At 67.4% G+C, this 14,959-nt stretch carries 15 protein-coding genes and 1 pseudogene; 5 read left to right on the forward strand and 11 right to left on the reverse strand.

Going from position 1 to position 14,959, the window contains the following annotated elements:
- Positions 1 to 66: 66 nt before the first annotated feature.
- The 3 genes from QZ670_RS00620 to QZ670_RS00630 form a co-directional block, all read right to left on the reverse strand.
- Positions 67 to 615 carry an FxDxF family PEP-CTERM protein gene (locus QZ670_RS00620; RefSeq protein WP_294250479.1) on the reverse strand — a complete coding sequence of 183 codons (549 nt, stop codon included), beginning with the start codon at positions 613 to 615 and terminating at the stop codon, positions 67 to 69.
- Positions 616 to 736: 121 nt separating this feature from the next.
- A complete protein-coding gene (locus QZ670_RS00625) occupies positions 737 to 3,001 on the reverse strand; it encodes an EAL domain-containing protein (RefSeq protein ID WP_294250572.1) in 2,265 nt (754 codons plus the stop codon).
- Between the two features lie 417 nt (positions 3,002 to 3,418).
- The gene (locus QZ670_RS00630) at positions 3,419 to 5,185 is read right to left on the reverse strand and encodes a fatty acyl-AMP ligase (protein WP_294250482.1); all 1,767 of its coding nucleotides are present in this window, start codon (positions 5,183 to 5,185) and stop codon (positions 3,419 to 3,421) included.
- Between the two features lie 61 nt (positions 5,186 to 5,246).
- Here QZ670_RS00630 and QZ670_RS00635 point away from each other — a divergent pair, with 61 nt between their 5' ends.
- The 4 genes and pseudogenes from QZ670_RS00635 to QZ670_RS20060 all read left to right on the forward strand — a co-directional run.
- Positions 5,247 to 5,849 (forward strand): RecX family transcriptional regulator, encoded by a 603-nt coding sequence (locus tag QZ670_RS00635; protein ID WP_365894584.1) that lies wholly within the window; start codon positions 5,247 to 5,249, stop codon positions 5,847 to 5,849.
- Positions 5,850 to 5,995: 146 nt separating this feature from the next.
- Positions 5,996 to 6,499: a cold shock protein gene (locus QZ670_RS00640; RefSeq protein ID WP_294250485.1), complete on the forward strand. Its 504-nt coding sequence runs from the start codon at positions 5,996 to 5,998 to the stop codon at positions 6,497 to 6,499.
- Positions 6,500 to 6,550: 51 nt separating this feature from the next.
- Positions 6,551 to 6,943 (forward strand): NADH:ubiquinone oxidoreductase subunit NDUFA12, encoded by a 393-nt coding sequence (locus QZ670_RS00645; protein ID WP_294250488.1) that lies wholly within the window; start codon positions 6,551 to 6,553, stop codon positions 6,941 to 6,943.
- 185 nt (positions 6,944 to 7,128) lie between these two features.
- A pseudogene (locus QZ670_RS20060) lies at positions 7,129 to 7,365 on the forward strand (DUF2155 domain-containing protein); the annotation flags it as partial.
- A 35-nt stretch (positions 7,366 to 7,400) separates the two neighbouring features.
- Here QZ670_RS20060 and aat read toward each other — a convergent pair.
- The 3 genes from aat to QZ670_RS00665 form a co-directional block, all read right to left on the reverse strand.
- The gene (aat, locus tag QZ670_RS00655) at positions 7,401 to 8,135 is read right to left on the reverse strand and encodes a leucyl/phenylalanyl-tRNA--protein transferase (RefSeq protein ID WP_294250577.1); all 735 of its coding nucleotides are present in this window, start codon (positions 8,133 to 8,135) and stop codon (positions 7,401 to 7,403) included.
- A 2-nt stretch (positions 8,136 to 8,137) separates the two neighbouring features.
- Positions 8,138 to 8,872 carry a ParA family protein gene (locus tag QZ670_RS00660; RefSeq protein WP_294250491.1) on the reverse strand — a complete coding sequence of 245 codons (735 nt, stop codon included), beginning with the start codon at positions 8,870 to 8,872 and terminating at the stop codon, positions 8,138 to 8,140.
- An 84-nt stretch (positions 8,873 to 8,956) separates the two neighbouring features.
- Positions 8,957 to 9,346 carry a hypothetical protein gene (locus tag QZ670_RS00665; RefSeq protein WP_093297600.1) on the reverse strand — a complete coding sequence of 130 codons (390 nt, stop codon included), beginning with the start codon at positions 9,344 to 9,346 and terminating at the stop codon, positions 8,957 to 8,959.
- 221 nt (positions 9,347 to 9,567) lie between these two features.
- Here QZ670_RS00665 and QZ670_RS00670 point away from each other — a divergent pair, with 221 nt between their 5' ends.
- A complete protein-coding gene (locus tag QZ670_RS00670; protein ID WP_294250507.1) occupies positions 9,568 to 10,077 on the forward strand; it encodes a hypothetical protein in 510 nt (169 codons plus the stop codon).
- 750 nt (positions 10,078 to 10,827) lie between these two features.
- Here the strand turns inward: QZ670_RS00670 and QZ670_RS00675 are convergent.
- The 5 genes from QZ670_RS00675 to QZ670_RS00695 all read right to left on the reverse strand — a co-directional run bounded on the left by QZ670_RS00675 (position 10,828) and on the right by QZ670_RS00695 (position 14,937).
- Positions 10,828 to 11,259, reverse strand: a complete 432-nt coding sequence (locus tag QZ670_RS00675; RefSeq protein ID WP_294250510.1) for a hypothetical protein — start codon at positions 11,257 to 11,259, stop codon at positions 10,828 to 10,830.
- A gap of 92 nt (positions 11,260 to 11,351) precedes the next feature.
- Positions 11,352 to 12,479 (reverse strand): glycoside hydrolase family 43 protein, encoded by a 1,128-nt coding sequence (locus QZ670_RS00680; protein WP_294250513.1) that lies wholly within the window; start codon positions 12,477 to 12,479, stop codon positions 11,352 to 11,354.
- A gap of 111 nt (positions 12,480 to 12,590) precedes the next feature.
- Positions 12,591 to 13,922 carry an ATP-binding protein gene (locus QZ670_RS00685; protein WP_294250516.1) on the reverse strand — a complete coding sequence of 444 codons (1,332 nt, stop codon included), beginning with the start codon at positions 13,920 to 13,922 and terminating at the stop codon, positions 12,591 to 12,593.
- A 101-nt stretch (positions 13,923 to 14,023) separates the two neighbouring features.
- On the reverse strand, positions 14,024 to 14,542 hold the full coding sequence (locus QZ670_RS00690; RefSeq protein ID WP_294250519.1) for a DNA-deoxyinosine glycosylase: 519 nt from the start codon (positions 14,540 to 14,542) through the stop codon (positions 14,024 to 14,026).
- Positions 14,539 to 14,937 (reverse strand): DUF1801 domain-containing protein, encoded by a 399-nt coding sequence (locus QZ670_RS00695; protein WP_294250527.1) that lies wholly within the window; start codon positions 14,935 to 14,937, stop codon positions 14,539 to 14,541. The genes QZ670_RS00690 and QZ670_RS00695 overlap by 4 nt, the downstream gene beginning before the upstream one ends.
- Positions 14,938 to 14,959 lie beyond the last annotated feature (22 nt).

Consider the following 14,959-nt stretch of genomic DNA (forward strand, 5'->3'; position numbering starts at 1 on the left):
AAGAAAGCGCCGCCACGATCCTTCGTGGCGGCGCCCCCTCTGCAACGGCGAGGATGTTTTTTTGGTTCAGGCGTTCGCGTAGGTGACGCGCGTGCGGCGCGTACGACGCATGGCTGCACCGGCCAGGCCGAAGCCGCCGATCATCATGCCCCAGGCGGCCGGCTCGGGCACGCCCGACGGCACGAACACGCCTTGGCCGCCGTACGAGCCATTGCCGCGCGAGAAGCCGTTGATGGTGATTTCGTTCTGCACGCCGGCCTTGATCGGCACTGCGTTGGCGAAGACGAACTCGTTGACGCCGCTGCCGAAGAAGCCGGTCAGCTGCACGCCGTTGAAGAACACCGACTTGAGGTCGAGGTCGGTCGGGCCGTTGAACTTCACCGCGCTGGTGATGATCGAACCGCTCGCCATGCCGTCGGTCGGCAGGGTGAACTGGTAGATGTGGGTGAAGTTGCCGGCCTTGATGCCCGACTGACCGAAGCTGGTCGAGATCGAGCCATCGGCGTCAGTCGAGATATTCATGTCGGCCGGACCGAAATAGGTTGCGGCCTGGGCAGGTGCGACAGCGACAAGCGCTGCGGCGGTGGCAGCCGCCGCCATAAGCGTACGATACATTCGGGGTGTCTCCCTTAACGGCAAGTGAACCATTGCAGTGCAGGCGAGACCCTTGGCGGGTTCCAAAGTTCCAAATGAAAAAAACGGGTTATGTCCCAATCCGGGAACGTGTCACCGCAACTCACGCGCGCGCGCGGGTCGTTTCGTTACCGTTTCGCGACACGATGAGCCGTGCTTCGTGCACGGGGAGCGGGCGGCCGAAGTAATAGCCCTGCGCGCGCGTGCAGCCGAGCGCCTGCACCATCTCATGCTCCTGCTCCGTTTCCACCCCCTCGGCGGTCGTCGCCATGCCCAGGCTGTCGGCGAGCGCGACCACCGCGCGGATGATCGCGATCGCCTCGCGGGTGCCGCGCGCGGCGTTCTGGACGAAGCTGCGGTCAATCTTGATCGCGTTGAACCGGGTATGGGCGAGATAGCCGAGCGACGAATAGCCGGTGCCGAAATCGTCGAGGCTGAGGCGCACGCCGAGATCGAGAATCTGTTCCAGCACGCTCACCGCCGCGGTGCCCTCGCGCAGGAACACGCTCTCGGTGACTTCCAGCTCAAGCCGGTCCGGGTCCAGGCCCGAGGCGGCGAGCGCCTGGGCGACCAGCGTGGCGAAGGCCGGATTGTGGAGCTGTTCCGAGCTGACGTTGATCGCAATGCGGGCGGGCGCGCTCCAGCGCGCGGCTTCGTCGCAGGCGGTGCGCAGCACCCATTCGCCGATCGCGCCGATCAGCCGTGCTTCCTCGGCCAGCGGGATGAACTTGGCGGGCGGGATCGCGCCCAGCTCCGGATGTGTCCAGCGCAGCAGCGCCTCGAAGCCGAGCAGACCGCCGGTGCGGGCATTGACCACCGGCTGGTAGGCCAACTGCATCTCGCCCTTCTCGACCGCGCCGCGCAGCGCGATTTCGAGCACGCGGCGTTCCTCCGCGGCGACGTGGAGCTGGGGCTCATAGGCGTGGAACACCCCGCCGCCCTTGTCCTTCGAGCGGTAGAGCGCGAGATCGGCCGAGCGCACCAGCGTCTCCGCGGTGCGGCCGTCGCGCGGCGCCAGCGCCAGGCCGACCGAGGCGCCGATATAGAGGGTGTGCTGGTCGAGCTCATAGGGGCGCGACACCGTGTCGATGATCGTCTGGGCAAGCGCCTCCACCCGGGCGGTATCCCGCGCGTCGCGGACCACCACGGCGAACTCGTCGCCGCCCAGCCGGCCGATCATCTCGGTCTCGCTCACCAGGCTGCGCAGCCGCCGGGCGACGCGCTGGAGCAGCCGGTCGCCGACCGGGTGGCCGAGCGTGTCGTTGACCGCCTTGAAGCGATCGAGGTCGATCATCATGAAGGCGCAGCGCGCGCCCCATTTGTCGGCCTCGGTCATTGCCGTAGCGAGCGCTTCGTTGATGTGCAGGCGGTTGGGCAGGCCGGTCAGCGTGTCGAACCGCGCCATGCGGTGGATCTGGTCGGTGGCGCGGCGCTGCTCGGTGACGTCCGAGCTGACTCCGCGGAACCCGGCAAATGCGCCGCGCTCATCAAACTTGGGGCTGGCCGATATCTGCCACCAGCGGCGGTCCCCCTCGAGGTCGATCGGGATCGCAAGGTCGGCAAAGGGCTCGCGGCGCTTCAGCTTGTCGGCGAGGTCGTGCAGTTCCTGGGTGAACTGGCCAGTTTCCCAGCCGGGGCCGGCGAGCAGCTGAAGCAGCGGCAGTCCGGCGAGGGTGCCGGGTTCCAGGCCGAGCGATGCGGCGAGCCGCGGGCTGGCGCGGACGACGCGGCGCTGGGCATCGACTTCCCACAGCCAGTCGGACGAGGCGTCCTCGAATTCGCGGAGCAGCAGGCTCACCGTCTGGTCGCGCTCGGCCAGCGCCATTTCATTGGCGCGCAGCAGCACCAGGGTACGGGCGCGGCAGTAACTGCTGACGCTGAGCAGCAGGACGAGGAAGGCGGCGGCGGCGGCGAGGAAGGGGGCGCCGACCAGCAATAGCGTGACGATGCAGGTGATGCCCAGCAACCCGATGAAGGAAAGGCTGGCCAGTGGCAGCACTCCCATCGTCACCGCCGAGGCGATCAGTACCAAGCTTGTCGCCGCCCAGAGATCGAGACTCGCCCTTGCCGTGGCAATCGCGCCGAAGGCGAGCGGGAGGATCGACCAGGCCAGCCCCATCGCGATCCCTTCGGGCGCGGTGCGGCGGATGTCCTGGACGGTTGCGGTGAGACCGCTGTCGTCGCGCCAGCCGAGCCGGCGCAGCGTAATCCAGAGGGCTGCACCCAGCGCCAGCGCCATCCAGCAGACGAGCAGCGTGTGCGGCGCAAGCGGCGCAAGCGCGAGCGCCGCCATGGCGACGGCACCGACATTGGCGGAGAAGAACAGCAGCGCCGAACGACGCCCGGCGTGCAGCTGCGCGGCGCGCATGCGTGGCCAGTCGATCGTGTCGCTGGGGTCGCTCAGGCCCAGCAGCGCACGCGCGTCGACTCGCGGCTGAATCAACGGTGTCGTGGAGGAGCTGCTCACGCCGGTTACATAGCGGCGTCAGGTTAGCGAGAAGTTAGGGTGCCGCTAAAATGGAGGTGAATAGGTCCATTTTCGCGGTGCGGTCCCCGGCGTTACCATCGCGGGTGGGGGCATGGACGTGTCCCGCGTCAAAACTGCGCGTCATTCCCGCGAAGGCGGGAATCCGTTGCCCTGGGCGCTGGGGGAAGGAACCGCTACATCAGCGCCAATGGATCCCCGCCTTTGCGGGGATGACGATAGGCGTGGGGTGGGGGGGGGCGCCGGGGCCACCGTTGGGCAGGCTGCCGGCCGGGCACTGCACCCGGCCGGAGCGGCAGTTCAGGCGGCGACCGCGTAGGGCTTGATCTCGCCGTTCAGATAGAGGTTGCGCGCCTTGGCGCGGCTGAGCTTGCCCGAGCTGGTGCGCGGCAGCGTGCGCGGCGGCACGAGCTCGACGACGCAGTTCATGCCGGTGACCGAGCGGACGCGCTCGCGGATCTCCTCGCGCAGGCGCAGCCGCTCCTGCTCGTCCGAGGTGCGGCATTGGACCAGCACGGCCGGCGTCTCTTCGCCACCGGGGGTGGTGATCGCGAAGGCGGCGATGTCGCCCTGCTTGAAGCCGGGCAGCTGCTCCACCGCCCATTCGATGTCCTGCGGCCAGTGGTTCTTGCCGTTGACGATGATCATGTCCTTGGCGCGGCCGACGATGTAGATATAGCCGTCCGACATATAGCCCATGTCGCCGGTATCCAGCCAGCCATCGACCATGCACGCCTCGGTGGCGGCCTCGTCGCGGAAATAGCCGACCATTACCGACGGGCCCTTGCACCAGACCTTGCCGATCGCCTTCTCTGGGAGCGGCGTACCGTCTTCCTCGCGCACCTCGATCGTCATGTCGCGCACCGGCTTGCCGCAATTCACCACCGCGCGGTAGCGCTGCGGGCGATCGGCGCGGGCGACGCCGCCGGAGAGCTGGGTCTCTTCGACCAGCTCGACGACGATGCCTTCGCCCGGCGGCATGATCGACACGGCCAGCGTCGCTTCGGCCAGGCCGTAGCTCGGCATGAAGGCGGTCGCCTTGAAGCCGGCATCGGCGAAGGCGTCGACGAAGCGCTGCATCACGTCCGGGCGGATCATGTCGGCGCCGTTGCCGGCGATGCGCCAGCGGGCGAGATCGAAGCGGTCGCTTGCCTTGGTCTGGCTCGACATGCGGCGGGCGCAGATGTCGTAGCCGAAGGTCGGCGAATAGGAGATGCTGGTGCCGGGATTGCGGCTGATCAGATCCAGCCACGCCAGCGGGCGCCGGGCGAAATCCTCGGTCTTCATGTAATCGGTCGAGACCTGGTTGGCGACCGGCGACAGGAAGCAGCCGACCAGGCCCATGTCATGGTACCAAGGCAGCCAGGAGATGCAGCGATCGGCGTCGACCAGCTCCATCCCGTGGCTGTGCGCCGCGAGATTGTTGAGCAGCGCGTGGTGCGTGATCGCGACGCCGTGCGGGAAGCGGGTCGAGCCGCTCGAATATTGCAGATACGCGATGTCGTCCGGCTTGGCCTGCGGCAGCGGCGCCTCGGGGGCGGCGCGCTCGCCGAAGGCCTGCCAGTCGGTCGCGTCTACATTGGTCAGCCGCGCGGCCTCGGCGCACATCGCACCGATTTCGGGCGGGTAGATCAGCAGCGTGGGGTCGCAGCTTTCGAGCTGGACGCGGAGCTGGTCGATATAGGATTGCGCACCGCCGAAGCTGGTCGGCAGCGGCAGCGGCACCGGCCAGGCACCGGCATAGATCACGCCGAAGAACAGCGAGGCGAATTCCGGCCCGGTCTCCGCGATCAGCGCAATGCGATCCTCCGGCTGGATGCCGGCGGCGATCAGGCGGCGCGCCTGTTCGAGCGCGTCGGCACGCAGTTCGGCGAAGCGATAGGGCTGCACCAGCTTGCCCCGCGCATCGTGAAAGTTGAAGCCGCGCACACCCTGGGCCGCGTAATCGAGCGCGGCACCCAGCGTTTCGAAGTCAGCGAAACGGCGCGGGAGCGTGTCTTCCGTGGGCGTGGGCGTAAGCGCTGCCATATCCACCGTTTCGAGCGATCCCGTTTCGTCCAATACCATTCTTTTTCTCATGCCCCTGTGAGGTAGCAGGTCGTTGTGCCCCCACAACGCAGTTTTCCGTATGCGCTCTGCTACGCAGTATCGTTCAAAATCGGTTGGCAGTGTGGCACAATCAAGGCGCATGCCCGGTCCGTCCCATTCCAAGCCACCCCTCGTCGCCGCCGATCTCGATCGGCTGGCGCTGCGCTATGTCGAGCGTTTCGCCACCACGCGTGCGCGCCTCGCCGCCTACCTCACCCGTAAGCTGCGCGAGCGCGGATGGGAAGGGGAGGGCCCGCCCGATCCGATGGCGGTGGCCGAACGGATGGCGACACGCGGCTATGTCGACGATCGCAGCTTCGCGGAGGCGCGGGTGCGCTCCATGGGGCGGCGCGGACTGGGGGGGCGCCGGGTAGAGATGGCGCTGCGCCACGACGGCATTGATGCCGAGGACAGCGCCGATCTCGCCGAGGCGATCGAGGCCGACGCCTTCCGCAATGCGATCATTTTTGCTCGTCGCCGCCGATTCGGACCTTTCGCTGCGACCCCTGCGGATCGTGATCTTCGCAAAAAGCAAGTCGCTGCATTTTTACGGGCGGGCCATCCGCCTGAGATTGTGCATAGAATATTGCAGATGGCGCCGGGGGAGGAGCCGGAGGACCTGCCCGGGGCGGGACATTCCTGATCGCACAAAGCGATTCCCCTCCCCGCTAATGCTGTGTTAATGTTACGGGTGTGGGGGTAACGATAATGCGTGCTGAACAACAGCTAGCGTCTGAACACTATCCGGAGGCATCCGAAGGCGAAGTTCGGTTCGGGGGCGATACCGAGATGGACGAACGGGTCTATCGCGGCGTCATCAAATGGTTCGATGTGACGCGCGGCTTCGGTTTTCTGGTCGCGGACGATCCCAGCGTCGGCGACATCCTGATCCATTTCTCGGTTCTCCAGGACCATGGCCGGCGCAGCGTGCCGGAAGGCGCGCGGATCGAATGCGTGGCGGTGCAGCGGCAGCGGGGGCTGCAGGCGAAGACCATCCTTTCCATCGACCTCAGCACCGCAGTCGAGCCGGTCAAGCGCCCGACCGAGCGGGTGGAGCGCCTCAAACTGATCGGCGAGGCCGGGCCGTTCGAGCCGGTGTCGGTGAAGTGGTTCAATCGGCTGAAGGGCTATGGCTTCCTCGTCCGCGCGAGCGACACCGCCGACATCTTCGTCCACATGGAAACGCTGCGCCGCGCCGGCGTCGAGGAAGTCGAGCCTGGCCAGCCGCTGCGCGCCCGCATCGTCGATGGCGAGAAGGGCCCGCTCGCGGTCGCGGTCGAAAGACCGCTCTGAGCCGCTGAGGGGAGTTGCCGAGCGCTGCGCTTGGCGGTATCGGGCAGAGCCATGGGACTTCCTTTTCCGATCTTCACCTGGTGGAACGGCGCCACGTTTGGCACTCGCATGGGACTGCGCGGCAAGAAGCGCGTCGGCGAGGATTCGCTCGGTAACCTCTATTTCGAGGGCGGGCGCGATCCCAACGGCATTCCGCGCCGCTGGGTGATCTATAAGGGGTCCAACGACGCCAGCCGCATTCCGCCGGAATGGTTCAGCTGGCTGTCGCACCAGATCGACGGCACGCCCGATGAGTCGCTGCCGCCTGTCCGCGCCTGGGAAAAGCCCGCCGAGCCGAATCACACCGGCACCGAACTCGCCTATCGCCCGCCGGGTGCGCTCGAAAAGGGTGCCCGCCGGGTCAAGGCCACCGGCGATTACGAGGCCTGGACCCCCGACGCATGAAGGCTGCGGCGGCGCTGCTCGCGCTCGCGCTGGCCGGATGTTCGGGTAGCGGAAGCGGCAACGGTGCTGCCGGCGGCGACAATGCCGGCGACGAGCTGGTGATTACCGGCGGCGGCGACGCGCAGGGTGTCGATACCGTTTCGACCGGGCCCGACAATGCCGTCGTCGAGGCCGCGGCAACGCCGATGCGCGAGCGCGTCGCGGTGCTGGGCGTGCTCAACAAGCGCAACGGCGTCGAGCGCGAGATCACGCTCAAGCCCGGCCAGGCCGCCCGCATCGACGGGCAGGTGACCGTCCGCCTGCGCGCCTGCGAGCGCACCGCCCCCTGGGAGCAGGACCGGCTGACCGGCGCCTTCGTGCAGATGGACGTGCGCCGCGAGGACCAGCGCTGGCACCGCGTCTTCTCCGGCTGGCTCTACAAGGAGCAGCCGGCGCTCAACGTCGTCCAGAACCCGATCTACGACGTGTGGCCCAAGAGCTGCGCGATGACCTTCCGCGAGAGCGGCGCGGACACGGTGCCGGCCTCGTCGCCCGGTGCATCGAGCGCGAAGAGGTCGCCAGAGGCCGAGGGCGGCAACGACACCGCGCCGGTCGAATCGCCGAGCGCCGCGCCCAGCAACGCGACATAATCGTCCCGCGGGATCTCGATCGCGCCGAGCGAGGCGAGGTGATCGGTGATGAACTGGCAATCGAGCAGGCGGAACCCGCCGGCCTGCAGCCGCGCGACGAGATGGGTCAGCGCTACCTTCGACGCATCGCGCACCCGGGTGACCATCGATTCGCCGAAAAATGCGCGGCCGAGCGCCAGGCCGTAGAGCCCACCGGCGAGCTGGTCGCCCTCCCAGCATTCGATCGAATGCGCATAGCCTAGCCGGTGGAGTTCGATGAAGGCACGTTCGATCGCGCCGTTGATCCAGGTCTCCGGCCGGTCCTGGGCGCTTTCGGCGCACAGGCGGATCATGCCGGCGAAATCGCGGTCGACCGTCACCGTGAAGCGGTCCGACAGCACCACCTTGCGCAGCGAGCGCGACAGATGGAAGCCATCGAGCGGCAGTACCCCGCGCAGCTTGGGTTCGACCCAATAGACCGATCCGGCGTCGCGGGCATCGGCCATCGGGAACACGCCCATGGCATAGGCGCGCAGCACCAGCGCGGGATCGAGTTCCTTGGGGGGCGAGCGGCGGTGGACCATGGTCAGCGAACGCTTGTGGCCAAGCTTCGTTCGATCGCCTGCCACACGTCGTTGAACGCCTTGGCGGCGGCGCTGCGCGGGGCGAAGGCGCCCACCGGCGCGCGCTGCACCGCGACGGATTCAATCACGCTCGCCATCGGAATCACCGGCCAGTCGGGCTGGCGCGCCAGCGCTTCGGCATGGAGCTTGCGGCGGCGGTCGACCATCGCGTGCACCGGCATCAGCGGCACCTTGGCGCCGCGCTGGGCGAGGTGCGCCGCGACCTCCTGAAAGGCGCGCTGCGAGAGCGGGGAGGGCACCACCGGCACCACGATCAGATCGGCGGCGCGCATCACCTGCTCGCTCGTCTCGGTAAGGCCGGGCGGGCAGTCGAGCAGGATGCGGTCGAAGTCCGCGGTCAGGTCCTCGAGCAGCTTGCTCAGCCGCTTCTTCTTGTCGAGCGCGTGGAACAGGTGGTCGAGCTGGCGCAGCGAGGTGTCGGCGGGCAGCAGCGCGAGGCGATCGATTTCGGTCGCGCGGAGCAGCTTGGCGGCGGCGACGTCCTTGGAGAAGATCGCCTGTGCCTGGTGGCGCCCGGCCGCGTCCCCGCCAAGCAGGAAGGTGGCGGCCGCCTGCGGATCGAGGTCCCAGAGCAGGGTGCGGCGGGCGGAGCGGATGGCGGAGGCCCAGGCCAGGTTGACCGTCAGCGTCGTTTTCCCGACGCCGCCCTTCAGGCTGTACACTGCGATCGTTGCCACGCGCTACCTCCGGGCCCTAGCTGGCATGAAAAAAGCCCGGCGGAAATAGCCGCCGGGCCTTGTTTTCGGGGAGGAGGTGCAGGCTCAGGCCTTGCAGGTGTGGACCGAACCGTCGGCGAGGGTGATCTTGGCCGCCTTGGCGTTGCCGTCGATCTTGTAGCCGCCGTCCGCGGTGAAGGGCTTGCCGGCTTCCGGCGCGCGCAGCAGGACCGACTTCATCGAGTCCTTCTTCTCGCGCAGCGAGGCCATCTTGCCTTCCTTGAAGAAGTCCACGAACAGCAGGGTGTTGCCCGGCTGGCAGCGGAAGCTCACCGAGCTTTCGATCGTCGGCGGCGTTTCGACCGGCGCGGCGTTCGCAAGCTGCGAAGCCATGGGATCCGGCGCGCGGCTGTCGACCACTTCGGGCTTGTTGTTGCAAGCGGCGAGCGAAAGCAGTGCCGCGGCGGAGAGTGCGATCGGGGAGGGGTTTTTCATAGCGTAGGTTGCTTTTCCTTAGGTGCTAATCATCGTCAAGTGAAAAGGGGTGATAGAGTCACACGAAATGGTGCGCCGCAACGAAACAGACGCATGATTGCGCGGTATCGGACATCGTCGACAGTCGTGGAGGTTGCAGAGGGGATCGGAAAGGGGACGTTTACCGTGCTTGACCCGCCGCCTTCGACTGCGCAGGGAGAAGGACCGAGGAGAGGATGCCGATGACGCCGAGGATCTGCTGGAAGCGGGGCTGGACCCTGATGCCGCTGGCGCTGCTCGCGGCCTGTGGCGGCACGCCCACCGAGAATGCCGCCGAGGACCCCGCCAATGCCGCGGTGCAGCCCGGCCCGATGCTGGGCGGCGTCGACCTGTCGACCCCGCTGCAGATCCGCCCGCTGGAGGGCCGCGACTGGGCGCTCGACCTCGCCCCCGGCCGCATCCAGTTCCAGCAGGAGGGGGCGAAGGAGATGCCCTTCTACCCGGTCTCGCCGCGGCTGGCGCAAGGGATCGCGACCTATCCCACCCAGACCCCCGACGGCGCCCCGGTGACGATCACGCTGCGCCCGGGGCCCTGCGCCGAGGGCGCGGCGCTGGCGGCCGAGGTGCGGATCGGGGCGCAGCTGCTGAAGGGCTGCGCGCACAAGATGCACATCGATGACGTCCGCCGCGAGATGTACAACGAAGCGCTGGCGGTGCCGTACGAGGCGGGGATCAACAGCAGCGCGGAGTAGCGGTGCTCGCCGTCGCAACGAAACTTGCTCCCGGACCGGGTCAGTTAATTAGAATGGCTGCCAACCCGAAAACCACAATGCCGAGGACAAGTGTGGAGGCAGGTATGGCGATATACAGATAAGTCGCCTGGGAGGAACGCGGAGGCGTGTCGATCGGGAGCCCCGCTTGCGCCTGCGTTAGGGTTTTCAGCAAAGCTTGCGCCTCTATCGTATATTCCTCTGCCGCGATCACCAAGTCGCGGCCGCCGACGACAGGCACCACGACGGACCGGGCCGCGCTTCTACCACTAAGTCTCTGTACGGACGGCGTCCCTAATCTTGTCCATGGAATGGTGCGCGTCCTGCCAGCGACGGTCATGCGAAGGGCGCTTGAGGCAAGGATGAGGACATCGGGCGTCGCCATTCGCCTCAGCGTAAGCAGTTCGAGCCAGATGAGTGAGGCCAAGACCGTCAGTATCAGCGCGGACCCGCTGATCAAGGTCAGCGTCGGGCCCTCGCGGATAATAGCGAACGGGAGCCCAGCTCCCACAAATCCGAGGGGAAGAATGAAGGCCGGTAAGACAATTGCTTGAGGAGCAAGCTTCCATCGGCTTCCGACCAAAGTGACAATTGGCACCGAGGAGACCATTACGACTGCTTGTCACCGTTTGATTACAAAGCGGTTAGCAGACGCCGCGCGTGTCTGGTGCAAACGATCGAAGCGTCGCCGACTGCTCACGAACGCAGCTGGCATTTTGGGGCGTCGATCCATCAGCTGCTCCGACCGAGCCGGTGGAGCAGGACCCGGTAGAGCGCGGCGACCCCCGCGCCGATCAGCGCGAAGGTAAGGAGCTGGAGCAGGGTGGTGCCTTGCAGCTGCGGGCTCGCCAGGGGCGCCAGCAGGATTCCCGTGGCTGCGCCCGCGACCAGGCAGATCCAGCCGGCAGCGACCGTCCGCCTACGCGTTACCGGCCAGAGCAGCGAGAAGACGATGGCCGCGCTCGGTAGCGTGATCGCGAAGGTGCTGAGCCAGCACAGCATGGCCAGCATCGCCAGCCAGGTCGGTCCCGGCGACCGGACGCCGGCGTGGATGCCCAGCATCGTCGTCCACAGCACTTCGAACAGCGTCGCGCCGAGCATCGCCGCGGCCAGCACGGCAAGCGCGTGATGGGTGAAGCGGCGCGGCGGAGCATTCCCGGTCATGCTCCCTTGCTAGGCGCCTCGGCTTAACAAGGCGTTGTCGGCGCCGCCGCGCAGGCCGCTGCCGGCTCCCGAAAGGACCGGCAGCGCGCGCCTCAATCCTTGAACGGCTTCAGCGTCACGATCGTCCCGTCCGGACGGAAGGTCAGCTCCGTGATCTTGGCCGAGCGGAGGTGGTTCTTATTGGTCAGCTGGGTGTCGTGGTACGCCAGATACCATTTGCCCTGATACTCGAACACCGAGCCATGGCTGGTCCAGCCCTGCACCGGATCGAGGATGCGTCCGGTATACTTGAACGGGCCATAGGGGCTGCTGCCGATCGCATAGGCGAGGAAGTGCGTGTCCCCGGTCGAGTACATATAGTAATATTTGCCGCCGCGCTTGAACATCCAGGCGGCCTCGAAGAAGCGGCGGTCATGGTCGCCGCCGAGCACGGGCTTGCCCTTTTCGTCGAGGATCACCGCGTCGCGGAGCGGCTCGGCGAGGCTCTTCATGTCGGGCGCCAGGCGCGCGACCTTGCCGGAAAGGGCGGGCTGGTCGTCCTTCTTCAGATCGGTGTCGCCGGCATTGGGATCGTACTTGCCCGTCGCCCAGCGCTGGAGCTGGCCGCCCCAGATGCCGCCGAGATAGAGATAGCTCTGGCCGTCGTCGTCGGTGAAGACGGCCGGGTCCATCGAATAGCTGCCCTGGATCGGCTGCGGCTCGGCCTTGAACGGGCCGACCGGCGACGTGGACGTGGCGACGCCGATGCGGAACACGCCCTGCTTATCCTTGGCGGGGAAATAGAGATAATAGGTGCCGTTCTTGAACGCCGCGTCGGGCGCCCAGGCCTTTTCGGAGGCCCAGGGGACCTGCTTCAGGTCGAGCGCGACGGGGTTCACCGTCACCGGACCGCCCGGGCGGTCCATGCTAAGCACCTGATAGTCGTGCATCGCGTACTGGCTGCCGAGATCGTCATCGGGGATGCCCATGTCGACGTCATGGCTGGGATAGATATAGATCTTGCCGTTGAAGACGTGCGCCGAAGGATCGGCGAAATAGAGGTCCTTGACCAGCGGCTGGGCGAGGTAGCGCTTGCCGTCCGGGCTGCGGGCCTCGTCCGAGGCGTTGGCCGTGGCGGCGCCGTTCGCCGCGGTCTCGTTCTGCGGGGCCTTGCCGCCCGAGCAGCCGGCCAGCAGCGCAATGGCGGCCGCAGCCGTCGAAAATGTCAGCGAAAGACGCAACAGCCTATCCTCTCGTCCTGATGTGCAGCTCGTGCTGCTATCGCGATAGCGCTACCATTCGAGCATCGCCTGCATCAAGGGGTTTGGCGTCGACGATGTGGAAGGGACTGGTCAGGCGTAGGCCTGGGCATCGTCTGCGGCAGGGATGGTGAAGGCGAAGGTCGCGCCCCCGCCGGGCGTCTGCTCCGCCCAGATCCGCCCGCCATGGCCCTCGATCAGATGGTGCGAGATGGCGAGGCCGAGGCCTAGGCCCCCCCCGCTATGGTGGCCGCCCTTGCCCAGGCCTGGCTGGAACAACATGTGCCGTTGCTCGATCGGCACGCCGGGGCCGTTGTCGATGACCCGGATGGTGACTTCGGCCGGGTCGTGTCGCTCGGCGGTGATGTGGATCGCGGCATCCGCATGCTGCTGGCAGGCCTCGCCGGCGTTGCGCAGCAGGTTGGCGAGGACCTGGACGATCTGGACATTGTCGAAGCGGCCGCGACCGGCCTCGGACGCAACCCGGATCGTCACCGGCGGCAGCAGCATCGGCGCGGCAGCGCGAACGAGGTTGAGCGCTTCCTCGATGCTGGTGGTCACCGGGCGGTTCTCGAGCACGAGATCGTTCTGGCGGACCATGCGGCGGATGCGGCGGATGATCTCGCCGGCGCGCTGAAGCTGCTGCTCGGCGGCGGCGGTGAGGTCGCGGGTGCGCTCGTCACTCGCTGGCGACAGGCGGAGTGCTGCCATATAGTTGGCGGCGGCGGACAGCGGCTGGTTGAGCTCGTGCGCCACCGTCGCCGCGATCGAGCCGAGCGCGCTTGCGCGGGTGAGTTCGAGCATCTGGCGCTCGATCGTAACCCGTTCGGCGAGCATCCGGTCGCGCTCCTGCAACCGCGCGCGCAGTTCCTGGTCAACGCCGATACGGTGCTTGGCCAGCGTGACATAGCTAGCCAGCGTCTGGAGGAACTGGATCTCGGCGTCGGTGAAGGTGGCGCGTCCCCGCCGCCCGAAGGCCAGCGTGCCGAGCAGCACGTTGTTGTGGAGCAGCGGCATGCAGAAACAGGCATCGAGCCCCATGCCCTTTGCATAGGCGAGCCGCGGATCGTCCGATTGCTGGATGTCGCGGGCGATCATCGGCGTCAGGCTCTCCGCCACCCCGCCGCAGATCGCGATGCCGATCGGGACATGGCTCCAGTCGGTCACCTGCTCGGGGGTGATGCCGGCCCAGGCATCGAGATCCAGGCCGTTGCCGTCGAATGCATAGTGGAAGAACACGTCGAGCTCGACCTCGCTGCGGATCAGCCCGAAGATGCGATCGAGCGCCGGGGCGAGATCCACGGCCTGGAGCAGGTCGCTGGCGCTCACCGCGAGTAGCTCGAGGAAACGATAGGAGGGGGCATCCTCCGCCGTGTCGGTGGCCGGGCCGCTGGAGCGGAAAAGGGCACTGCGGCGGTTCAGCATGATGGTGCGACAGGGCTATGCCTCGGCCTGTGAGGCGGCCATTCCGTATTGCTACTGACTATCAGTCTATTGCGAGACAGTCGCGCGCGGCGATGCTATTGCTAAGCGTTCGCAGAGTGCGGCGGCTGCGAAAAGGCCGACAATGCAGCCCAGGCCGGCGCCTTGGCCGCAAGGCCCACGGTATGGAGCGGGCTCGACGAAGGCAAGCCCAGGATCGTGTAGCGCGCGGCCACTGTCCCAAGCTGCCGCAGCCCGTGTCGCTGCGCGGTGCCGCCGTTGAACGCGATCGCGCGGAGATCGGGCAGGGTAGCGGCGAGCGCGGCGATGTCGTGCGCCTCGATGTCGCGCAAGGCCGCATCGGTGCTGCCCGGACGAGTCGCGCTGGCGACGACGTCCCACAGTCCGATCCGTGCGGCGCGCAGCGCGTCGAGCCGCTCGGGATAGGCGAGCGACACCAGATCGCGACCGGCCGCGGGGGAGATCAACTGCCAGAACTGGTTCTGCGGATGCGCATAGTAGCGTGCCGCCGCCAGCGAGCGCTCGCCGGGCAGCGAACCAAGGACGAGCAGCCGCGTGTCGGGCGCCACGACGGGCGGAAAGCTGTGCTTGCGCTCGATCATGCGGCAGGAGCGTCGAGGCCCAGCGCAAGGCGGCGTTCCTCGCGTGCCGCGACCAGCAACGCGCGGATCGCTGGCGCGTCCACCTCTTCCGGCGCCGTGAGCGGGACGTGGCGCATCGACTTGCCGGTGCCGCGGAGCAGGCCCGCCAAGTCGGGCAGGTCGGCGCCGCGGTAGAAAGCCAGGTTCACATGGTCGCGATAGGGGAGCGCGCAGGCATAGGCATCGGACATCTTTTTGGGTCCCCAGCCCCAGCTCACCGCGCGGTCACCGGGACGGGACACTTCGAAGAGACCCGGGTGGAGATCGAACGCCAGCGCCCGCAGTGCCCGCAGCAGGGCGTCGTGCCGGGGCGCGAGCGCGACGATCTGGTCGAAGGTGCCGATGGCCTCTGCCATGCCCGATCGATAGGCCGCGGCG

Origin of the sequence: uncultured Sphingomonas sp. (assembly GCF_913774285.1) — a bacterium.
Classification (GTDB): Bacteria; Pseudomonadota; Alphaproteobacteria; order Sphingomonadales; family Sphingomonadaceae; genus Sphingomonas.